At 70.7% G+C, this 20,896-nt stretch carries 14 protein-coding genes; 7 read left to right on the top strand and 7 right to left on the bottom strand.

Annotated features, from left to right (window positions below):
• Positions 1 to 9: 9 nt before the first annotated feature.
• The 3 genes from LUTJ29_RS0100900 to LUTJ29_RS0100910 all read right to left on the bottom strand — a co-directional run bounded on the left by LUTJ29_RS0100900 (position 10) and on the right by LUTJ29_RS0100910 (position 6,443).
• The gene (locus LUTJ29_RS0100900) at positions 10 to 2,358 is read right to left on the bottom strand and encodes a family 20 glycosylhydrolase (RefSeq protein ID WP_027070892.1); all 2,349 of its coding nucleotides are present in this window, start codon (positions 2,356 to 2,358) and stop codon (positions 10 to 12) included.
• A gap of 159 nt (positions 2,359 to 2,517) precedes the next feature.
• Positions 2,518 to 5,331: a TonB-dependent receptor gene (locus tag LUTJ29_RS0100905; protein WP_027070893.1), complete on the bottom strand. Its 2,814-nt coding sequence runs from the start codon at positions 5,329 to 5,331 to the stop codon at positions 2,518 to 2,520.
• An 83-nt stretch (positions 5,332 to 5,414) separates the two neighbouring features.
• A complete protein-coding gene (locus tag LUTJ29_RS0100910) occupies positions 5,415 to 6,443 on the bottom strand; it encodes a glucokinase (RefSeq protein WP_051322560.1) in 1,029 nt (342 codons plus the stop codon).
• Positions 6,444 to 6,790: 347 nt separating this feature from the next.
• Here LUTJ29_RS0100910 and LUTJ29_RS0100915 point away from each other — a divergent pair, with 347 nt between their 5' ends.
• Genes LUTJ29_RS0100915 through LUTJ29_RS0100930 form a run of 4 tightly spaced genes read left to right on the top strand, consistent with a single transcriptional unit; the run spans position 6,791 to position 11,134 of the window.
• Positions 6,791 to 7,864, top strand: a complete 1,074-nt coding sequence (locus LUTJ29_RS0100915) for a LacI family DNA-binding transcriptional regulator (RefSeq protein WP_027070895.1) — start codon at positions 6,791 to 6,793, stop codon at positions 7,862 to 7,864.
• Between the two features lie 5 nt (positions 7,865 to 7,869).
• A complete protein-coding gene (locus LUTJ29_RS0100920) occupies positions 7,870 to 8,919 on the top strand; it encodes an SIS domain-containing protein (RefSeq protein ID WP_051322561.1) in 1,050 nt (349 codons plus the stop codon).
• Entirely contained in the window at positions 8,919 to 10,070 is a 1,152-nt protein-coding gene (gene nagA / locus LUTJ29_RS0100925) for an N-acetylglucosamine-6-phosphate deacetylase (protein WP_027070897.1), read from the top strand. Before LUTJ29_RS0100920 ends, nagA begins: the two co-directional genes overlap by 1 nt.
• The gene (locus LUTJ29_RS0100930) at positions 10,067 to 11,134 is read left to right on the top strand and encodes a heparan-alpha-glucosaminide N-acetyltransferase domain-containing protein (protein WP_027070898.1); all 1,068 of its coding nucleotides are present in this window, start codon (positions 10,067 to 10,069) and stop codon (positions 11,132 to 11,134) included. The genes nagA and LUTJ29_RS0100930 overlap by 4 nt, the downstream gene beginning before the upstream one ends.
• 110 nt (positions 11,135 to 11,244) lie before the next feature.
• Here LUTJ29_RS0100930 and LUTJ29_RS15640 read toward each other — a convergent pair whose 3' ends face one another.
• Both LUTJ29_RS15640 and LUTJ29_RS15645 read right to left on the bottom strand, forming a co-directional pair.
• Positions 11,245 to 14,325, bottom strand: a complete 3,081-nt coding sequence (locus LUTJ29_RS15640) for an efflux RND transporter permease subunit (RefSeq protein WP_043740001.1) — start codon at positions 14,323 to 14,325, stop codon at positions 11,245 to 11,247.
• Between the two features lie 5 nt (positions 14,326 to 14,330).
• Complete coding sequence (locus LUTJ29_RS15645) at positions 14,331 to 15,488, bottom strand: efflux RND transporter periplasmic adaptor subunit (RefSeq protein ID WP_084524514.1); 1,158 nt, start codon at positions 15,486 to 15,488, stop codon at positions 14,331 to 14,333.
• Between the two features lie 63 nt (positions 15,489 to 15,551).
• Here LUTJ29_RS15645 and LUTJ29_RS0100945 point away from each other — a divergent pair, with 63 nt between their 5' ends.
• From LUTJ29_RS0100945 to LUTJ29_RS0100955, 3 genes are all read left to right on the top strand, one after another.
• Positions 15,552 to 16,013, top strand: coding sequence for a MarR family transcriptional regulator (locus LUTJ29_RS0100945; RefSeq protein WP_198012642.1), 462 nt, complete (start codon positions 15,552 to 15,554; stop codon positions 16,011 to 16,013).
• A 36-nt stretch (positions 16,014 to 16,049) separates the two neighbouring features.
• Entirely contained in the window at positions 16,050 to 16,409 is a 360-nt protein-coding gene (locus LUTJ29_RS15650; protein ID WP_232221121.1) for an SDR family oxidoreductase, read from the top strand.
• 256 nt (positions 16,410 to 16,665) lie between these two features.
• Positions 16,666 to 17,955 carry an alpha/beta hydrolase gene (locus LUTJ29_RS0100955; RefSeq protein WP_051322562.1) on the top strand — a complete coding sequence of 430 codons (1,290 nt, stop codon included), beginning with the start codon at positions 16,666 to 16,668 and terminating at the stop codon, positions 17,953 to 17,955.
• A 542-nt stretch (positions 17,956 to 18,497) separates the two neighbouring features.
• On the opposite strand, the gene LUTJ29_RS18540 is transcribed toward LUTJ29_RS0100955, so the two are convergent.
• Positions 18,498 to 19,751, bottom strand: a complete 1,254-nt coding sequence (locus LUTJ29_RS18540; protein ID WP_144774556.1) for a hypothetical protein — start codon at positions 19,749 to 19,751, stop codon at positions 18,498 to 18,500.
• A 76-nt stretch (positions 19,752 to 19,827) separates the two neighbouring features.
• Complete coding sequence (locus tag LUTJ29_RS0100960; RefSeq protein WP_027070901.1) at positions 19,828 to 20,301, bottom strand: hypothetical protein; 474 nt, start codon at positions 20,299 to 20,301, stop codon at positions 19,828 to 19,830.
• Positions 20,302 to 20,896 lie beyond the last annotated feature (595 nt).

Here is a 20,896-nt window from a genome sequence, read left to right on the forward strand (position 1 = left end):
CCACGCCCGTCAGCGCGGAACCAGCGTCGCGCGGTCCAGCACCCACATCGCCGGCCGGGTGTCGCCGGTGGTGGTGAAGCACAGGTCGGTGCTGCCGGGCGCGTCGCCCGGGAACGCGGCCTCCACCTCGACGAAGCCGTCGGCCCCGGTGCGCTCCGGCAGCGGGATGCGGGCCACGGCCGGGCCGTTGCAGCCGCCGGTCTGCACCAGCAGTTCGCCATGCGGCGTTTCGGCCGGCATGAATTTGCGGTGCGGCTCGTCGTGGGCGAGCTGGAAGTAGTACGGCATCCGTCCCAGGCGCACCTTCACCGCGGCGATGCCCTCCAGGTCGGCCTCCGGCCACAGCCAGCACGGATAGAAGATGGTCACGTTGAACAGCGCGCGCTCGCCGTCCACCGGCCCGTCGTCCTCCAGCCGCAGCAGCAGCCGGCCGGTGTCGGGGCAGGTCGCCAGCTGTTCGTCGCTGCGCACCAGCAGGCTGGCCGCGTCGTAGACGTGGCGCGTGGCCGGCGCCAGCGGGCGCGGGCCGTCGAACGCGGCCGCGCGCACCTCCAGCGGCAGCGCCGCCTGGATCGGCGATTCGTACAGCGGCGAATCGCCGTCGGGATCGCTGCCGTCGGTGGTGTAGCGGATCGGATAGCCGAGCGGGTTCTCCAGCGCCACCTCCACCGTGCCCGCGGCGCGGTCGGCGCTGGCCGTGGCCTGGACCTCGAACGGCGTGCGCGCGTAGGCGATGCCGAAGGCCTCGTAGCGGCGCAGCTGCACCGGCAGGCGGGCGAGAAAGCCGTCGAAGCTGCGCGCCTCGGGCGGCGACCACGCGGTCTCGGCCAGCGCCGCGATGCGCGGGAAGACCGCATGCTGCACCCGGTCGAAGGTGCGCATGTGCTCGGTCCAGACGTTGGCCTGCACGCCGAGGATGTGCCTGCGCTGGGCGGGGGCGAGCACCGCCGGCACCGGTTCGAACTCGTACACGTCGCGCAGCGTGACCTGCACCGGCCGGCCGGGCGGCTCGTTCGGCGACGAGGTCTGCAGGTAGTCCAGGTACAGCTTGTCGACCGGGGCCATCACCACGTCGTGGCCCGCGCGCGCGGCGGCGATGCCGCCCTCGATCCCGCGCCAGGACATCACGGTCGCGTTGGGCGCGATGCCGCCGTCCAGGATCTCGTCCCAGCCCAGCAGCCTGCGGCCCTTGCCCGACAGGTAGGCCTCGATGCGCTTGATGAACCAGCTCTGCAGCGCGGTCTCGTCGGCGATGCCGAGCTCCTTCATCCGCGCCTGCACCCGCGGCGAGGCCTGCCACTGGTCCTTGACCGCCTCGTCGCCGCCGACGTGGATGTAGGGCGCGGGGAACAGCGCCATGATCTCGTCGAGCACGTCCTCGATGAAGGCGAACGTGCCTTCGTCGACGTTGAACAGGTACTGGTGCACGCCCCATTCGTTCGACACCGGCGGGGTGTCGCCGAGCGAGCCGTACTCGGGATACGCCGCGACCACCGCCTGCACGTGGCCGGGCATGTCGAACTCGGGCACCACCATGATGTGGCGCTCGCCGGCGTAGGCGACGATGTCGCGGATCTGGGCCTGGGTGTACCAGCCGCAGTACGGCCGGGGTTCGCCGGTATCGGGGTCGGTGCCGGCCTCGCCGGCCGGGATCCGGCAGCCGCCGACCTCCATCAGCTTCGGGTACTTCGGGATCTCGATCCGCCAGCCCTGGTCGTCGGTCAGGTGCCAGTGCAGCACGTTGAGCTTGTGCCGGGCCATCGCGTCGATCAGCCGCTTGATCTCGTCGACCGACTGGAAGTGCCGCGCCGAGTCGAGCATCAGCCCGCGCCAGGAAAAGCGCGGCGCGTCCTCGATCCGCAGCGCCGGGATCCGCACCGCCTCGCCCTGGGCCGAGGACAGCAGCTGCCACAGCGTGACCGCGCCGTAGAACAGGCCGCGCTCGTCGCTGGCGCGCACCTGCGCGCCCTCGCGGGCGACCTCGAGTTCGTAGCCTTCCGGCGCATCGGGCGAGGCCGCCGGGTCGATCGCGAACACGATCGCGGCCTGCGCGCCCTCGCCGGCCAGCGCCGGGGTGAAGCCGTGGGTGGCCGCGACCATGCCGGCGAAGTGCCCGGCCACGCGCCGCGCGGCCTCGTCGGCCGCGCCGAGCGCGACGCCGGCGTCGAAGCGGAAGCTGCCCTCGCGCTGCTCCATGCGGGCCGGCAGCGGCACCAGGGCCGGCTTCGACACCGCCTCGGCCTGCGTGGCCGGGGGCGGCGCGGGGCGCGGCGCGCTGCGCTCGCCGCAGGCCGCCAGGACGACGGCGGCGCCCAGGACCAGTGCGAGGCCGCGCGCGCGTGAAGACAACTGGGTCATCGGTTCATCCTCGTCTTGCTCCTGAAGTGTGCATGGCCGCCATGCCGGCCATGGCGGAGCCGCCATGGCGCCCGGCCCGACGATAGCGAAAAAAGGCGGGCCCGGAACGTGACCGGGCCCGAAGCGAGGACGGCATACGTCCGGGAGGGTCGCCGTCGGTCAGAACTGCATCCGCAGCGAGGCCATGTAGCGGCGCCCGGTGCGGTACAGGCCGCGCACCAGCTTCTCGGTGTTCGGCACGCCCTCGACCTGGGCGTAGGTGTAGTACTCCGAGTCGAGCAGGTTCATGCCGTCCAGGGTCAGGCTGAGGCGGTCGTTGATGCGGAAGCCGATGCTGGCGTCGAGCGACTCGTAGTCGTCGGTGACCAGGAAGTTGCCGCGGTCGACCTGGGTGTAGTACTTCGAACGCCAGGAGTAGGTGACGCGCGCGCTCCAGCGGTCGTTCTCGAAGAACGGGCTGATGTTGTACTGGTCCTTCGAGGTCCACGGCATCGGGTCGCCGTTGCTGGCCTCGGCGTCGGCGTAGGTGTAGTTGGCCAGCAGGCCCAGCCCGCCCCACAGCGCCTGCTGGTAGGCCAGCGAGAAGCCCTTGATCGTCGCCTCGCCGGCGTTGTCCGGGCGCGAGACCACGAAGTCCATCACCTCGCCGGTGCTGACGTTGAGGTGCTGCTCGGTGCGGGTGGTGTGCAGGATGTAGTTGCCGACGTCCTTGTGGAACACGGTGCCGGCCAGGATCGCGTTGTCGGCGAAGTACCACTCCGCGGAGAAGTCGAGGTTGGTGGAGCGGTACGGGTCGAGGTCCGGGTTGCCGCCGCCGCCGGTGAGCGTCTGCGGGCCGAGCCACAGGTAGGTGGACATGTCGCCGAAGTTCGGCCGCGCGATCACCTTGGCCGCCGAGAAGCGCAGCACCAGCTCGTCGGACAGGTCGTAGACGACGTTGAGGTTGGGCAGGAAGTCGTCGTACTTCTTGCGCACGCTCACCTGCTCGTAGGCGTCGGCGGTGCAGGCCGCGCCGGTGGTGCACTGCCAGCCCATGCTGTTGGACTCGGTCTGCACGAAGCGCACGCCGATATTGCCGCGCAGCCCGTTCCAGCTGTAGTCGGCCTGCACGTAGGCGGCGTCGACGTCCTCGGTCACGGTCCAGGTGTTCTGCACGAACGAGGGGTCGGCGAAGATGTCGGGCACCGGCATGGTCTGCCACGGCGCCAGCCAGTCGCCGCTGAGGATCCAGTCGGCCATCGCCCAGCCGTCGATGGTGAAGCGGTTGGACAGGTCGCCGGTGTCGCCGAAGCCGCTGAGGTAGTTCGAGGGCAGCGGGCGCGGCGAGAACTGCGCCGCCGTGGCGTCGCCGTAGCCGGCCACCGCGGCCACCGCCACGCCGGCCATCGTCTGCCCGGTCTCGTGCTCGCGGCGCTTGAGGCCGAAGCGGACCTGGTACACCGGCGAGTCGAGGCGGATGCCGAAATCGACCTGGCCGTAGGTTTCCTCGTCCCAGGTCGGCTTGGTCACGATGTTGCCGCCCCAGCCGGTGTTCCAGCCCGCCGGGTCGTTCGGGTCGGCGCCCCAGCCGCCGTCGATGCGGAACGCGTCGGGGTCGGTGAACGGGCTGCCGGCGACGTTCGGGCTGGTCGCGGGCGCCGAGCCGTAGTTGTAGCCCGCGAAGTCCAGCCGCGGCGTGCCGGTGAGGTCGTAGCTGTAGTCGGCCCAGTTCAGGAACTCGCCGAACACCTGGCGCCCGGTGCCGCCGGTGGCCTTGGTGGTGCCCGCGTGCGCGGAGGCGAACCAGCGCTCGTCGTTCCAGGTCGCCTTGAGGTCGTAGGAGTCGGTCTCCACCGTGGCCTGGCGGTTGATCAGGTCGTACACGGTCAGCGCGTTGCTGAACGAGGCGCGGGTGATGACGCCGCCCTCCACCTCCAGGTCGGTCAGCCGCATCAGGCTGTTCCACGCGTTGCCGTTGAAGGCGAACATGGAGTGGCTGATGTTGTCGTAGTCGGCGGTGACGTCGAGCGCGTTGAACTCGATGTCCAGCTTCTCGTGCGGGCGGAACTGCAGCGCCACCGACACCGTGTCGCGCTTGCGCTGCTGCTCGAAGTAGTGCGCGCTGATCGAGTTGGGCGCGACCGCGTCCGGGTTGGCGCGCAGGGTCGCCTCGCACGCGCCCCGGCACGCCGGCGGCACTTCCACGCCCGCGCCCCAGTCCATGGTCGGGTCGAACGAGCTGCCGCCGCCCTGGCCTTCGGCGTAGTCGCGGCCGGTGACCGTGCCGTAGGACTCGACGCCGTCGCGGCGGATGCCTTCGTCCGCGCGCTGCGCGGCGACGATCACGCCGAAGTTGCCGGCCTCGTTCTTCCAGCCCAGCAGCAGCGAGGCCTGCGGGTCGCCGCCCTCGATGCGGTCGTTGTACAGGTAGCCGACGTGGCCGGCGATGGTGGTGCCGTCGAGGTCCAGCGGCTTGCGCGTGTGCACGATCACGGTGCCGCCGATCGAGCCTTCGTCGATGTGCGCCTCGGGCGACTTGTACACCTCCACCCTGCCGACCAGCTGCGGCGCCAGCAGCGAGTAGTTGAAGGTGCGGCCGGGCTGGTCGGTGATGAACCAGTCGGCCGAGGCCACGGTCTGGCCGTTGAGCAGGGTGCGGTTGAGCGCGGGGTCGGTGCCGAGGATGCTGATCTTCTCGCCCTGGCCGAAGGCCTTGTCGATGGTCACGCCCGGGAGCGTGGAGATCGCCTCGGCCACGTTGGTCGAGGGGAACTTGCCCACGTCCTCGGCGGTGACCACGTCGATGATCGCGTCGCTGTTGCGCTTGGTGTCCAGCGCCTGCTGCAGGCTGGCGCGGATGCCGGTGACGACCACCCGGTCGAGGTCGGTGGCGTCGTCGGCCGCCGCGGTCGCGGCGTCCTGGGCGTGGGCCGGCATGGCCACCCCGAGGCACACGGCGATCGCGGTCGAGAGCATGGATTTACGGTGTCTCATGGCGGTTCTCCCCATCACGGTATTTGGCTGGCGGTGCTCGCCGTGGTTCGGCGCGTTGGTGTCTCCGGGCGGCGGGCATCCCTTCACGCGTCGTCCTGGTGCCGGATCCGGTCGAGGTACCAGCTGGCGGCGCCGATCACGCCCAGCTGCCCGTGCTCGACCAGGGTCACGGGAATCTTCTGCAGCGCCTCGCGCATCGGCCCCTTGTCGAGGAAGCGCGCGACGAAGCTGCTGTGTTCGAGGAAGTCGCGGATCTGCGGCAGGATCCCGCCGGCCAGGTGCACGCCGCCGTGGGCGCCGTAGAGCAGCGCCATGTCGCCGACCGCGCTGCCGAGCAGGCCGCAGAACAGGTCCAGGGTCTCGCGCGCGAGCGCGTCGTCGCCGGCGCGCGCGGCCGCGCTGATCGCGTCTGGCGTCGCCCGCGTCGGCGCCTCGCCGCGCACCCGCGCCAGCGCCAGGTGCAGGCGCAGCAGGCCGGGCCCGGACAGCGCGTGCTCCATCGGCACGTGGTGCCGTTCGCGCAGGAACTCCTGCAGCACCTCGATCTCGAGCGGCGTGGACACCGTGAGCGCGGCCTGGCCGGCCTCGGTGGCGAGCACCACCGCGCCGCCGCGCGCGGGGATCCGCACCGCCGCGCCCAGGCCGGTGCCCGGGCCCACCACCAGGGTCGGCCCCGGCACCGCGGCCTGCGCCGGCCCCGACAGGCGCAGCAGCGACGGCGTGCCGGCCCCGGCCACCGCGTGCGCCACCGCCTCGAAGTCGTTGACCAGCTGGAAGTCCTCGAAGCCCAGGCGGTCGCGGATGCGCGCCGGCACCACCGGCCAGGGCAGGTTCACCGACAGCAGCGAGCCGTCCTCGAGCGCGTGCCCGGCGCAGGCGATCACGCCGTGGCGGATCGCCGTGCCGGGGCCGAGCGTGGCCAGGAACGCCTGCAGCACCTCGGCCAGGCCGGCGAAGTCGGCGCAGGCGTACTTGCGGTACTGCAGCAGGCGCGACGGATCGCGGCCGTCCACCAGGCCGACCCGCACGTGGGTGCCGCCGACGTCGGCGGCGATGAACGGCGCGCCGGCGGTCGGCGGCGTGCTCGGCAGGGGGCTGGCGGATGCGCCCACGTCGACTCCTGTGCTCCGCCCCGGGCCGGTGCCCGGGGCCTGGCTGGAGTGTTGGAGTGCGTGACATCGTTGTCAAGCGATGCTGGCCCGGCCGCCGGCAGGCGCGCCGCATTCGAGGCAACGTCAGGACAATCCGCCAGGGGTTGCGCGGATCGGCGTCATGGGCGCCCGCAAACATGCGCCCTGGCGCGGCATGTCTGGCGCGTGTCCACGGGACACATGCTGCAGGACAACACCGGAACGGCGCGGCGCGCGCGGTACGGGACGGGGCCCCAAGTGGCATTCCGGCGCAAAGTATGACAACGTTAGTCGTCGTGACCGACCAGCGGACAAATCCGGAGCCGGACATGGGTGACGAGCCAGCCAGCCAGCGCAAACCGACGATCCGGACGGTCGCCCAGCGCGCCGGGGTCTCGCTCAAGACCGTCTCGCGCGTGATCAACAACGAGCCCTCGGTGCTGCCCGCGACCCGCGCCCGGGTGCTGCAGGCCATCGCCGAGCTCGACTACGAGCCCGATCCCTCCGCGCGCAACCTGCGCAGCTCCAGCGCCTACGTGATCGGCCTGGTGTACGACAACCCCAACCCGTACCACATCATCGGCATGCAGAACGGCGTGCTCGCCGCCTGCCGCGAGACCGGCTTCGGCCTGCAGATCCATCCCTGCGACGCGACCTCGCCGCTGCTGGCCGAGGAACTGGTGGAACTGGTCCAGCGCTCGCGCCTGGCCGGGCTGGTGCTGACCGCGCCGATGTCCGAGCGCATGGACCTGGTCGAGGCGCTGGGCCGGGCCGGCGTGCGCGCCACCCGCATCATCGCTGCGGCCGAAGACCCCGACGACGGCTATCCCTGCGTCTACGTCGACGATCGCGACGCCGCCTACGAGATCACCGAGCACCTGATCCAGCTCGGCCACCAGCGCATCGGCTTCCTCTGGGGCGGCCAGGAGCACCGCTCCAGCTCCGAGCGCTACCTGGGCTACGAACAGGCGCTCAAGGACTACGGCATCACCCTCGACAAGCACCTGGTGATCCCGGGCGACTACACCTTCGACGACGGCTTCCGCGGCGCGCGCCGCCTGCTCGCGCTGCGCGACCCGCCCACCGCCATCTTCGGCTCCAACGACGAGATCGCGGCCGGCGTGCTGGCCGCGGCCAAGTCGGCCGGCATGAACGTGCCCTACGACCTGTCGATCGCCGGCTTCGAGGACAGCCCGTTCTCGCGCCAGTCCTGGCCGGCGCTCACCACCGCCAAGCAGGCCACCGAGGAGATCGCGCGCCACGCGGCGCGGATGCTCATCGCCAGCCTGCGCCCGGACGCGCCGCCGGTGCCCAACCAGGGCTTCGTGCCGCAGCTGGTGGTGCGCGGATCGACCGCGCCGGTGCGCCCGCGCGCGCCGGCGCCTGCCAATGGTGAACCATGAACCCCATGCATGACCCCGGCCCGCCCGCGACGTGCGCCGGTTCCACGCGCATGTTCCGGGAAGCCGCCGAGGCGCCCGACGTGCTCGCCGCGCAACTCGCCGCCAACCGCGACGTGCTGTCGGCGCTGGCCGCGGAACTGCAGCGCAGCCCGCCGCCGTTCGTCGCCACCTGCGCGCGCGGCAGCTCCGACCATGCCGCCACCTACGCCAAGGCCCTGCTCGAGACCCGGCTGGGCATGGTGACCAGCTCGATCTCGCCCTCGGTCGGCTCGGTCTACAGCGTGCCGCAGCGCCTGCGCGGCGCGCTGTTCCTCGCCATTTCCCAGTCGGGCAGGAGCCCGGACCTGGTGCGCAATGCCGAGGCCGCGCGCGAGGCCGGGGCGCGGGTGGTGGCGATGGTCAACGTCGCCGACTCGCCGCTGGCCGCGCTCGCCGACGTGGTGGTGCCGCTGCACGCCGGCCCCGAGCGCAGCGTGGCGGCGACCAAGAGCTACCTGGCCTCGCTCTCGGCGATCCTGCAGCTGGGTGCGCTGTGGAGCGGCGATGCGGCGCTGCTCGACGCGCTCGAGCGGCTGCCCGCGGCGATGCGCCGCGCCTGGGACTGCGACTGGTCCGACGCGGTGGACGGCCTGGTGCCGGCGCGCAACCTGTACGTGCTCGGGCGCGGCCTCGGGCTCGCCGCCGCGCAGGAGGCCGCGCTCAAGTTCAAGGAAACCTGCGGCCTGCACGCCGAGGCCTACAGCGCGGCCGAGGTCAAGCACGGGCCGATGGCGCTGGTGGGCGAGGGCTTCCCGGTGCTGGTGCTCGCCCAGCCCGACGCCACGCTCGACGGCACGCGCGCGCTGGTCGCGGAGTTCCGCGCGCGCGGCGCCCGGGTGTGGGCTGCGCTGCCCGGGCCGGAAGGCAACCTGCCCGTGGCCACGCCGCCGCATCCGGCCTGCGCGCCGCTGCTGCTGGTGCAGTCGTTCTACCGCATGGCCAACGCGCTCGCGATCGCCCGCGGCCACGACCCGGACCAGCCGCCGCACCTCAACAAGGTCACCGAGACGGTCTGATGGCCACCGCGCTGGTCAATGGCCGCGTGCTGGGTGACGCGGGCTTCCTCGAAGACCACGCGGTGCTGGTGGAGGGCGGTCGCATCGCCGCCGTGGCCGCGGCCGGCGATCCGCGCGTGCGCGATGCCGATGCCGTCGACCTCGAGGGCGGCTGGCTGCTGCCCGGCTTCATCGACGCCCAGGTCAACGGCGGCGGCGGGGTGCTGCTCAACAACACGCCCACGGTCGAAGGCGTGCGCGCGATCGCCCGCGCGCACCGGCGCTTCGGCACCACCGGCCTGCTGCCGACGCTGATCAGCGACCGGGTCGGGACCATGCGCGAGGCGATCGCGGCCGTGCGCGAAGCGATCGCACGAGGCGTGCCCGGCGTGCTCGGCATCCACCTCGAAGGGCCGTACCTGGCGCCCGCGCGCAAGGGCACGCATGACGCGTCGGTGTTCCGGGTGCCCGATGCGGACGAGGTCGCGCTCGCTGCCTCGCTGGGCAACGGCGTCACCGTGCTCACCCTCGCGCCCGAACGCGTCCCGGCCGACACGATCCGCGATCTCGTCGCCCGCGGCGTCATCGTCTGCGCGGGCCACACCGCCGCGGACTACGAAGCGGCTCGCGCCGGCCTCGACGCGGGCGTGCGCGGATTCACCCACCTCTTCAACGCCATGACCCCGATCGCGGGGCGCGAGCCGGGCGTGGTCGGCGCCGCGCTCGAGGACCAGGGCAGCTGGTGCGGGATCATCGTCGACGGCGTGCACGTGCACCCGGCCAGCCTGCGCGTGGCGCTGGCGGCCAAGCCGCGCGGCAAGCTGTTCCTGGTCACCGACGCGATGCCGATGGTCGGCGCCGGCAGCCCCTCGTTCGAGCTCTACGGCGAGACCATCACCGCGGTCGATGGCGTGGTCCGCAACGCCGCCGGGGCGCTGGCCGGATCGGCGCTCGACATGGCCACGGCCGTGCGCAACTGCGTGCGGCTGCTCGGCCTGCCGCTGGAGGAGGCCGCGCGCATGGCCGCCACCTATCCGGCGCGGTTCCTGCGCATCGACGGCGAACGCGGGCGCATCGCGCCCGGCCTCGCGGCCGACCTGGTGCTGCTCGACGCCGCGCTGCAGGTGCGCGCCACCTGGATCGGCGGCGACATGGAGCGGCACGCGGCGTGAGCGGCGCCCGGCGCTTCGACTCGGTCGACGCGCTGCGCGGGCTCACCGTCGCGGCCATGCTGCTGGTCAACACCCCGGGCGACTGGGGCCATGTCTACGCGCCGTTGCTGCACGCACCCTGGCACGGCTGCACGCCGACCGACCTGGTGTTCCCGTTCTTCCTGTTCGTGGTCGGCGTGTCGATCGCGCTCGGTGTGGCGCCGCGCGCGGAGGCGGGCGCGGCCACGGCCGCGCTGCATCGCGCGATCGCCGTGCGCGGGCTGCGCATCGTCGCGCTCGGCCTGCTGTTGCACCTGGTCGCGTGGTGGGCCTTCGACACTCCGCACTACCGCGTGTGGGGGGTGCTGCAGCGGATCGGCCTGTGCTTCCTGGTCGCCGCGCCGCTGGCGCTGCACCTGAAGCCGCGCACGCAGTGGGCGCTGGTGGCCGCGCTGCTGCTCGGCTGGTGGGTGCTGCTCGCGCCCGCTGGCTACGCGCCGCTGCACAACCTCGCCGACCGCATCGACACCGCGCTGTTCGCGCCGCTGCTGTACCGGTACGACCCGGGGACCGGCCTCGGCCACGATCCGGAGGGGCTGGTGTCCACGCTGCCGGCGATCGCCACGGTGCTGCTCGGCGTGCGCGCCGGCGACTGGCTGCGTCGCGGCCGGCCGCAGCGGCTGTTGGGGATGGGGATCGCGATGCTGGTGCTCGGCGCGCTGTGGTCGCTGGCGATGCCGTTCAACAAGGCGCTGTGGACCTCGTCCTACGTGCTGTGGACCGCCGGCTGGGCGGCGCTGGCACTGTGGCTGCTGCACCTGCTCATCGACCGCCGCGGCTGGCCCGCCGTCGGCCGCAGCTTCGGCGTCAACGCGATCACCGCCTATGCCGGTTCGGCGCTGATGGTGTGCCTGCTCGCGGCCAGCGGGCAGTGGGGCGCGGTGTACGGGTGGGCGTTGGCGGGGTGGATGACGCCGCGGTTCGGGCCGTACGTGCCGTCGCTGGCGTTTGCGCTCTGTTTCGTCGCGCTGTGGTGGGGGGTGGTGCGGTGGATGGATGCGCGGGGGTGGCGGGTGCGGATCTGAGGAGGGGGTCGCGGCTGAAGCCGCTCCTACAGCGGAGCGGGCGGGGGGCGTGGTCGTGGTTGAAGGCGCTCCTGCAGGGGAGACGGGCGTGGTCGCGGCTGAAGCCGCTCCTACAGGGGGCGGGGGGTGGCGGGTGCGTGGGTGCGCCGGTGGGTGCGGTGGAAGCGGCTGGCGAGGTCGTCGACGCAGGTGTAGAGCACGGGGATCACCAGCAGGCTGAGCACGGTCGAGGTGACCAGGCCGCCGATGACGACGATCGCCATCGGGGCGCGGAACGAGGGGTCCGCGCCGAAGCCGAGCGCGATCGGCAGCATGCCGGCGCCCATCGCCAGCGTGGTCATCACGATGGGCCGGGCGCGCTTGCGGCAGGCGTCGAGCAGGGCATCGAGCCGCGACAGGCCGTGGTCGCGCCGCGCCACGATCGCGTACTCCACCAGCAGGATCGAGTTCTTGCTGGCGATGCCCATCAGCATCACCATGCCGATCATCGCCGGCAGGCTCAGATGGTGGCCGGTCGCCACCAGCGCCAGGATCGCGCCGGGGATCGACAGCGCCAGCGCGCCGAGGATGGTCAGCGGCTGCAGCCAGGTGCCGAACAGCAGCACCAGCACCACGTAGATGCAGGCCACGCCGGTGCCCATCGCCAGCAGGAAGCCGCGGCCGCTCTCGTTCGAGGTCTCGGCCTGGCCGATGTCGGCGCGGGCGAGGCCGGGCGGCAGTCGCGCCAGGCTCGGCAGTTGCGCCACGCGCCGCTGCACCTCGCCCAGCGCCTGCCCGTCGAGCTCGATCTCGAAGTTGACGTTGCGCAGCCGGTCGAGGCGGTCGATCTGGGCCGGACCGCTGGCGATCTCCAGCGTCGCCACCTCGCGCAGCGGCACCGGGCCGCGGGCGCCGGGCACGGTGAGCTGGCGCAGCAGGTCGAGGTCGCGCGTGGCCTCTTCGGGCAGGCGCACCACGATCGGCACCTGGCGCTGGTCGAGGTCGAGCCGCGGCAGCAGCTGCTCGTAGTCGCCCTGGGTGGCCACGCGCACGGTCTCGGCAATGGCCTCGGTGCTGACGCCGAGGTCGGCGGCGCGCGCGGGGTCGGGGCGCACGATCACCTCCGGCCGCTGCAGGCTGGACCGGGTCGTGACCTGGCCGATGCCGGGCAGGGTGCGCAGCTCGCGTTCCACCACCGCCGCGTGCCGCGCCAGCAGGTCGGCGTCCTCGCCGGAGAGGGCGAGGGTGTAGGTGTCGCTGCTGCCGACGCGGATGCGCGCGCCGGGCACGTCGCGCAGGCGCGCGCGCAGCTCGCGCTCGACCTGCTGCTGGGTCACCCCGCTGCGTTCGCCGCGCGGCGCCAGGCCGAGCGTGAGCCAGGCCATGCGCGCTTCCGGCACGCCGCCCGGGGAGTCCTCGCCGCCGCTGCCGCCGCCGATCGCGGCGTACACCCGGCGCACGTGCGGATGCCCGGCCACGGCGCGCCGCGCCTGCTCGGCCACCGCGCGGGTGCGCTCGTACGGGCTGCCCGGCGGCAGCTCGATCGTGACCTTCACCTGGCCCACGTCCTCCGGCGGCATGAAGCTGGTCTGCAGCGTGCCGGTCGCCAGCGGCAGGCAGGCGAGCACGACGAACGCCGCCGTCGCGGCCAGCGCCGTGCCGCGATGGGTGAGCGCCCAGCGCGCCGCCGCGAGGCAGGCGGGCATCCACGACGGCTCGCGCGCCACCTGCCTGGGCGCCTTCAGCAGGTACGCCGCCATCATCGGCGTCAGCAGCCGCGCCACCACGAGCGAGAAGAACACCGCGATCGCCGCGGTCCAGCCGAACTGGCGGAAGAATTTCCCGGCCAGGCCGTCCATGAACGCGGTCGGCAGGAACACCGCGACCAGGGCGAACGTCGTCGCGATCACCGCCAGCCCGATCTCGTCGGCCGCCTCGCGCGCCGCCTGCAGCGGCGACTTGCCCTCGGCGAGGTGGCGCATGATGTTCTCGATCTCCACGATCGCATCGTCCACCAGGATCCCGACCACCAGCGACAGCGACAGCAGGGTGATGATGTTGAGCGTGAATCCCATCCACTGCATCAGCACGAAGGTCGGCAGGATCGACAGCGGCAGCGCCACCGCGCTGACCAGGGTGGCGCGCACGTCGCGCAGGAACAGGCCCACCACCAGCACCGCCAGCACCGCGCCCTCGAGCAGCAGCGACAGGCTGCCGCGGTAGTTCTCGCGCACCGGATCGACGGCGTTGAACGCCTCGGCGATCTCCAGCTCCGGGCGCTCGCGGGCCAGCCGGTCCAGCGCCTCGCGCACCCCGTCGGCCACCGCGAGGTCGCCGGCGCCGATCGCCCGCACCACCTCGAAAGCCACCACCGGACGCCCGTCGAGGAACGCGCCGCTGCGGCGCTCGGCGCGGCCGTCGGTGACCGTGGCCACCTGGTCCAGGCGCGCGATCCGCCCGTCCGACAGCGGCAGTTCGAGCGTGCGCAGCGCGTCCGCCGACGGCACCTCGACCCGCGTGCGCACCGCCTGCTCGCCGCCGCCCAGCCGGGCGCGGCCGCCCGGCGCCTCGCGCTGCAATTGCAGCAGGCGGCGCGAGACGTCGGCCGCGCCCACCCGCAGCGCCAGCAGCTGGTCGGGATCCAGTTCCACCCGCACCTGGCGGTCCACGCCGCCGATGCGGCGCACCGCGCCCACGCCCGGCACCGCCAGCAGGCGCCGGGTGACCAGGTCGTCCACCAGCCACGACAGCGCCTCCTCGTCGAGGCGCTGCGAGGCCACGGTGTAGGTGAGGATCGGCGCGTTCTTGAACTCGATCCTGCGCACCACCGGGTCGCGCAGCGCGGGCGGCAGGTCGCTGCGCACGCGCGCCACCGCGGCGCGGGTGTCGTCGAGCGCCTGCTGCGGATCCTTCTCCAGGCGGAACTCGGCGGCGATCGTGGCCACGCCGTCCTGCACCGTGGTGTGCAGGTGGCGCAGGCCGGTCATGGTCGCCATCGCGTTCTCCAGCCGCCGCGCGACCTCGGTTTCCATCTGCGCCGGCGCGGTGCCGGGCAGGCTGGCGGTGACCACGACCATCGGCAGGTCCACGTCGGGGAAGTGCTGCACGGTCGCGCCGCGGAACGCGAACAGGCCGGCCAGCGTGAGCAGGGCGAACAGCAGCGTCGCCGGCACCGGGTTGCGGATCGACCACGCGGAGACGTTGATGGCCATGGCGGTCAGCGCGCGTCCGCGACGGCCGCGTCGGCGACCACGCGCACCGCCACGCCGTCGGCGAGGAAGGCCACGCCCGATTCCACCACCCGCTCGCCGGGGGCCAGCCCGGCGCGGATCTCCACCCGGTCGCCGCGGCGCGCGCCCGGTTCCACCGTGCGCTGGCGGACCGTGTCGCCCTCGACCAGGAACACGTGGCTGCCGCCGTCGCGCAGCAGCAGCGCGCTCTCGGGCAGGGTCAGCACCTCGCGCATGCCCAGCAGCAGTTCGCCGCGCGCGAACTGGCCGGCGCGCACGCCGTCGCCGGCCGGGAGATCGACGTACACCAGCCCGGTGCGGGTCTGCGGATCGACCTGCGGCGCCACCTGGCGCACGCGCCCTTCGAGATGGCCCGTGCCGCTGGCGATCCGCGCCACCTGGCCCGGCGCGACCCGGGCGAGGTCGGCGGCGGGCACCTCGGCGCGCCATTCCAGCCGGCCCTGGCGCTGCAGGCGCAGCAGTTCGGCGCCTTCCTGCACCAGCGCGCCCTCGACCGCGGCGCGCGCGCTGACCACGCCGTCGTCGGGCGCGAGGATGCGCGCATAGCCCAGACGCATCGCGTCGGCCTCCACCTGCGCCCGCGCCGCGGCCAGCCGTGCCCGCGCCGCGTCGCGCGCGGCCACTGCCTGGTCGATCGACTGCCGCGACATCAGCCCCGAGTCGCGCAGTTCGAGCGCGCGCGCCGCCGAGCGCGCGGCGTCGTCGGCCATCACCTGCGCCTCGCGCAGCGCCGCGCGGCTGGCGTCGAGCTGGGCCTGCAGCGGCCCCGGGCTCAGCTCGGCCAGCAGCTGGCCCTTGCGCACCGTATCGCCCACGTCCACCAGCAGCCGCGACAGCCGCTGGCCGCCGATCTCCGCGCCCACCACCACTTCCTGCCAGGCGGCGATGCTGCCCACCGCGGGCAGGGTGGACGGCCAGGTCCGCGGTTCGGGCGCCACGGCCCGCACCGCCAGCGTCGGCGGCGGGGGCGCCGTCTCGTCCCCGGCGGCGTCGCGCAGCGCCAGCAGCAGCACCGCGCCCAGCGCAATGCCCGTGGAGACCACCGCCAGCCAGGCGCGCCCCCCGCCGGGCAGGGTCCCCCCGAAGGCGCGGCGCGGGCGGGGGTGTCGGGTCCTGCGGTCCATCGTCGGCGCTCCGATAGTTCGTATTACGATCCAATACTGATACGCAATACGAACCATGTCAAGATGATGCCCATGGCCCGCAAGCACCCGTCCACCCGCCAGCCCCCGGACCCCCGCGAAGGGCTGGTCGACACCCTGGTCACCGCCTCGTTCGTGGTGATGGCGGTGATCAGCCGCATCGGCGCCGCGCACGACCTGTCGCTGTCGATGGTCCGGATGCTCGGCATCCTGCGCGACCGCCGCCCGCGCATGACCGACCTGGCCGACTACCTCGGCCTCGAGAAGCAGACGATGTCCGGCCTGGTCGCGCGCGCCGAGAAGCGCGGCCTGGTCGCGCGCGTCGCGAACGAGGACGACGCCCGCGCCACCGACGTGGTGCTCACCGACGAGGGCGCGCGCCTGCTGCGGCAGCTGCGCGCCGAGGGCCGCGCCGCGCTCGGCCCGCTGGTGGAGAACCTGGACGCGTCCGAACAGCAGCTCGCGCGCGACCTGCTGCAGCGCCTGTTCCGCGGCCGCCGCGACTGAGGCTCAGCGCCGTCGTGGCGCGGACTTGCCCGCCTGTTGCGCCGCCTCGCGCCCTCGCACATCGTCAACATCACCTCGGTCGCCGCCCGCACCGGATCGCCCGGCGAATACGTCGCCTACGCCGCCACCAAGGCCGCCCTCGACGCCCTCACCGTGGGCCTGGCCCGCGAACTCGCCCCGCAGCGCATCCACGTCAACGCCGTCTCCCCCGGCACCATCGACACCACCATCCACGCCCGCGCCGGCGAACCCGACCGCCCCGCCCGCGTGGCCCAGCGGATACCGATGCAGCGCCCCGGCCAGCCCGAAGAAATCGCCAACGCCGTCGCCTGGCTCGTCTCCCCCGAAGCCTCCTACATCACCGCCACCATCCTCGAAGCCACCGGCGGCCTCTAGCTCCCCTGTAGGAGCGGCTTCAGCCGCGACCCCCACCCCAACCCCCTCCGCGCATCCGGGTCCCCAACGCACCCCACCACGCGCCGCATCACACCCACCCCACACACCCCAACCACACCCACCACCCCCGCCCCCCCATGACCATCCACACGCGCCCACCCACCCCACGGCGCTACGGTCCTCCCCACCGCGTCGCCCCGGCGCATGACCCACGGGCCCCGCCTGCACGGCGTCGCCCACCGGACGGGAGCGCCACATGGCCGCCAGCACCTGGATCGCCGCGCTGCTCGCCGTCGCCTCGCTGCAGGCGACGGCCGCCACGCCACCCGACGACGCCTGCGTCGGCACCTACCGCCTGCAGGACGGACGCGACGTGGACCTCGCCCGCTCCGGCGACGACGGCTACCGCTGGCGCATGAAGGACGGCACCAGCGGCAAGCTCGACCCCGCGCCCGACGGCGGCTGGACCAGCACGCTCGGCTGGACCGGCCGCCCCGACGGCCATCGCGTCGAACCCGACGCCTGCGCCGACGGCCGCCTGCGCTTCGACGGCGTCGCCGGCGAGCGCATCGCCTTCGACACCCGCGAGACCCGCTTCGCCGTGCAGGGCGCCACCCTCGCCGGCCGCCTCGTGCTGCCGCCGGGCGACGCACCGGTGCCGGTGGTGGTGTTGGTGCACGGATCCGAACGCAGTTCGGCGCGCGAGGACTACGCGCTGCAGCGCCTGTTCCCCTCGGCGGGCATCGGCGCCTTCGTCTACGACAAGCGCGGCACCGGCGCCTCCGGCGGCCACTACACCCACGACTACCTGGTGCTCGCCACCGACGCCATCGCCGCCGCCCGCGAAGCGCGTCGCCTCGCCGGCGCCCGCGCCGCGAGCATCGGCTACCAGGCCGGCAGCCAGGGCGGCTGGGTCGCGCCGCTGGCCGCGCGCATCGAACCGGTGGACTTCGTGGTGGTGAGCTTCGGCCTGGCCGTGTCGCCGCTGGAGGAAGACCGCGCCGCCGTGGTGCTGGACATGGAACGCCACGGCTTCGGCCCCGACGCGCTGGCCGGCGCGATGGAAGTGGTGGACGCCACCGCGGAGATCCTGCGCAGCGGCTTCCGCGACGGCCATGACGCCCTGGCCCGCGTCCGCGATCGCCACGGCGACGCGCCCTGGTTCCGCCACGTCCGCGGCAACGCCACCTTCTTCCTGCTGGAGAAGACCGAGGCCGAGCTGCGCGAGGTCGGCCCGGGCCTTTTCCCCGGCATCCCCGTCGATTACGACCCGATGCCCGTGCTGCGCAACCTGCGCGTGCCGCAGCTGTGGCTGCTCGGCGGCCAGGACATCGACGCCCCGCACGCGGAAACCGAACGCCGCCTGCGTGCGCTGGCGGATGAAGGGCTACCGATCCAGGTGGTCGTCTATCCCGACGCCGAGCACGGGATGTACGAGTTCGAGGTGGCGCCGGATGGGACGAGGCTGTCGACGCGGCAGCCGGAGGGGTATTTCGAGGCGATGCGGGATTTTATCGGAGGAGAGTGGAAGACCGCGGACAATTAAAGATCCATGTGGATGTCTAACGCCAGAATTAAGCCGTGCTGCGAAGCGGCATCCGCTTGAATGACTTGTTAGGTGCGATCTCTCACCACTCCACGTACTGCGACATTTCTTCTGCGAAGGCAGTCATTGATTGACACCACTTAGGCTCAACTTCCAAGTGCAACACACCAGCTCTCAGGGGTGTTGCACTTGGGGTGTTAATTCACCCCTCACGCCCATTGAGCAGAGAAGCCATCTGAACTGCATCTGATCGCTGCAAGAATAGGTACAAGAGCTTGCAGCTACCGAACTTCCGATGAAGCTCCGACTCGCGAGAAGGATGGTTGCCGAAGCGAAAGCGACGCGTTGCACCTGACCGAGCCGGAAGCTCGTAGACGCCAAAGCTGCGCGGCAAAGTGAGATGGCCGTCGGGTCTTACCTCGGCTGGCGGGACTGCACGCGCACCCAACTCTTGCTCTGTTGAAGCTGCCATGATCTCGCTCTGTGAGGCCTAACGCTTGAGTTAAGCCGCGCCGCGAAGCGGCGTCGGCTTGAATGAATTGTTAGATGTGACGATGGCCCCACCGTAGGAAAAACAGCAGGTAAGGGTCCCGGATATCCAGCACATCATTTCCACTGTCCCACTCCAAGATCGCGCGATTCTCTGATTCGTTGGCGATTGTCGCGATATGGCTGCAAGCCCCAGTCACACTCGAACCGCTCGGAACTTCTCTGGCGCACTGACGCCCAATCCTCTCTTGGAGGTTGGCATAGCGAATGGTTAGCTCAGGGGGGTCGTCGGCCACTGCCTTCAAGATTAACGGATATACGTCGCAGATCTCTCCGTTGACCAATTGATAGTGTTTCCTGTCTTGGCCGCGAGTCTTCGGCCCTTCGCTCATCTTGATAGTTGTAGATGAGTAGTCGGAATTCGCGGCGGTTCTTCCGCAGATTCTTTGAAAAGTCACGTCGCTGGTTTCTATTGGAGTCCCTGCGGCGAAAGGCTCTTCGATATCGAGCTCAAAGCACGTGTTTAGACAGAGCGTCTGCATCAACTGGGGGGAGCCTGCGGCCTCTGCAGCCAGCGCGTTCAAGTACCCCTGCGGCAAAGTCGCGTTGAGATGCTTGAAGCCGGCGTGGGCAATTTTCACTAGCTGATCCTGATCCCAGTAATCGAAATCAAGCTTGACGAGCCTGCCGCGCAGATCGGGGTTTGCGCGTACGGCATCGTCAGAATGATAGGGAACCGACGCCACAATAAATATTACGTTCTGGCGCGCGGCTTCTTTAATCTGGTTAGAAATTTCTTTCTGCACTTCTGCTGGGATGTAGTGAAAGTCATCCACAAACACGACCAAGCCAGTGTCGCTCAGTTCACGAATTAGCAGTTGCAAATAGTCAACCGAATCCGTTTCGGTGGTCGTTTGCGAGTTAGACCAAGCACCTTCGACAGAGACTTCGCCTTGCCCCTTTACAAGGAATCCTGCAGATCCCCCCACCTTTCCGCCGACCTTTCCGTCGAATCCTTTCGAATTGGATGATGAGGATGTGATGGGTGTGCCGATAAGATCAAAAACGCGGTCCCAAAGCTTTTCGGGACTGTTAACGCCCGCGCCGGTGACTTGAACTAGGCGGTCTCGTCCCACGTTTGTCTCAACAAACACGGTCTTTCCGGATTTTGATGGCCCGGATAGCGAAATTACCAACGCTCCGGCGTTGAGGGCTTGCTGAAGCTCCTTCGCCCTCTCTTGAAGATGGTCGCCTACATACGTGTGGGTTGGCAGTCGCCCCGGGGTAAAGATCTCAGTAGCCTTCATTAATGATCCTCACAGCTAACGCCGCCCATCACGCGCGTGCGTCTTCGCACGTCGCGTGCATGGGCTTGTTGGGCAGCTATTCACCCTTCACCTCGACAACTGAATAGTCCCAGACCAAGCGGCCTCTGGGCTTCAGTGCGTCGCCGGAAAAGTAAACCAATTCGTTAAAGTCGCGTGCCTGGCCCGGCGGAACGCCCAGATACACATACTCGTTGCTCTCCCCGATGATGAGGCAGTTCCTCTCGCTTTCGCCTGAGCAGTCTCTCATCGTTACCTTCAGCGTCACCTGCTTGAGGGTATATTGCGCGGAGCCGTTTATCAGACGGCCGGAAAGTGTGTATCCGCTGTAGTCGGGCTTGAGCGTCACTCCTTCGAATTTCAGCTCCGCCGGCCTGATGCGAGAGAGAGCCAGCTTCTCCTTTCTTTCCTCATTTGCGTAGATGACAAAGCCCGCGGCAGCACCCAGGCCTACTATCACCAAGGCGAACTTGCGGAATCCTGCTGAGACAACCAACAGGATGAGAATTACGATGCCGATTAGCCAACCCATAGTTTCTTATTCTGAAGCCCAACGCCTGAATTAAGCCGACCCGCGAAGCGGGTTCGGCTTGAATGAATTGTTAGACCGCACCTTACCACCCGTCCACATGACCGTCTTGGCTGACGGTGAGTATGCGAATGCCGGCTAGGCGGACTAGCGGGGCGTTCCGCCACCGCGCGGCCAACTGGGCGAATTTGGAACTATACGGAACCGCAACCGCAAGCGTGGGGTTCTCCGGCAGGGTCTCGATTGTCAGGAGCTGCCCTAGAGCCTCGCGAAGAAGAGGGTACTCAGCAGAAGACTTGGAGCGAGCAAGAGGCCCTTTCTTTGCCTCAGCGACAAACGGTGAGTTGTCCATCAGGGTTGCGTACACATCGCCAACGCCAGGCCTGGAGTGCACCTCAATGGCGCCTGGAAGAGAATCGTTGTGATAGGTGACTTGCCACCGCTCGGCAGTATCACAGTGCCAGCCGTGATCCCGCATGAAATCACGGACAGAGAAGTGAACCTTCTCGCCAAGCCGAACCTGTGCGCCGTCGATAGCGACCAAAATAGTTCCTTTGGCACGTCCACTGGAAAGCAGATGGATAGCTAGCCTGAGACT

Source organism: Luteimonas sp. J29 (assembly GCF_000472505.1).
Taxonomy (GTDB): Bacteria; Pseudomonadota; Gammaproteobacteria; order Xanthomonadales; family Xanthomonadaceae; genus Luteimonas.

Bases quoted from the DNA above. Each gene is read 5' to 3' on its own strand.
- LUTJ29_RS0100900 (WP_027070892.1), bottom strand. From the start codon at position 2,358: ATGACCCAGTTGTCTTCACGCGCGCGCGGCCTCGCACTGGTCCTGGGC.
- LUTJ29_RS0100905 (WP_027070893.1), bottom strand. From the start codon at position 5,331: ATGAGACACCGTAAATCCATGCTCTCGACCGCGATCGCCGTGTGCCTC.
- LUTJ29_RS0100915 (WP_027070895.1), top strand. From the start codon at position 6,791: ATGGGTGACGAGCCAGCCAGCCAGCGCAAACCGACGATCCGGACGGTC.
- LUTJ29_RS0100920 (WP_051322561.1), top strand. From the start codon at position 7,870: ATGCATGACCCCGGCCCGCCCGCGACGTGCGCCGGTTCCACGCGCATG.
- nagA (WP_027070897.1), top strand. From the start codon at position 8,919: ATGGCCACCGCGCTGGTCAATGGCCGCGTGCTGGGTGACGCGGGCTTC.
- LUTJ29_RS15640 (WP_043740001.1), bottom strand. From the start codon at position 14,325: ATGGCCATCAACGTCTCCGCGTGGTCGATCCGCAACCCGGTGCCGGCG.
- LUTJ29_RS15645 (WP_084524514.1), bottom strand. From the start codon at position 15,488: ATGGACCGCAGGACCCGACACCCCCGCCCGCGCCGCGCCTTCGGGGGG.
- LUTJ29_RS0100945 (WP_198012642.1), top strand. From the start codon at position 15,552: ATGATGCCCATGGCCCGCAAGCACCCGTCCACCCGCCAGCCCCCGGAC.
- LUTJ29_RS0100955 (WP_051322562.1), top strand. From the start codon at position 16,666: ATGGCCGCCAGCACCTGGATCGCCGCGCTGCTCGCCGTCGCCTCGCTG.
- LUTJ29_RS18540 (WP_144774556.1), bottom strand. From the start codon at position 19,751: ATGAAGGCTACTGAGATCTTTACCCCGGGGCGACTGCCAACCCACACG.
- LUTJ29_RS0100960 (WP_027070901.1), bottom strand. From the start codon at position 20,301: ATGGGTTGGCTAATCGGCATCGTAATTCTCATCCTGTTGGTTGTCTCA.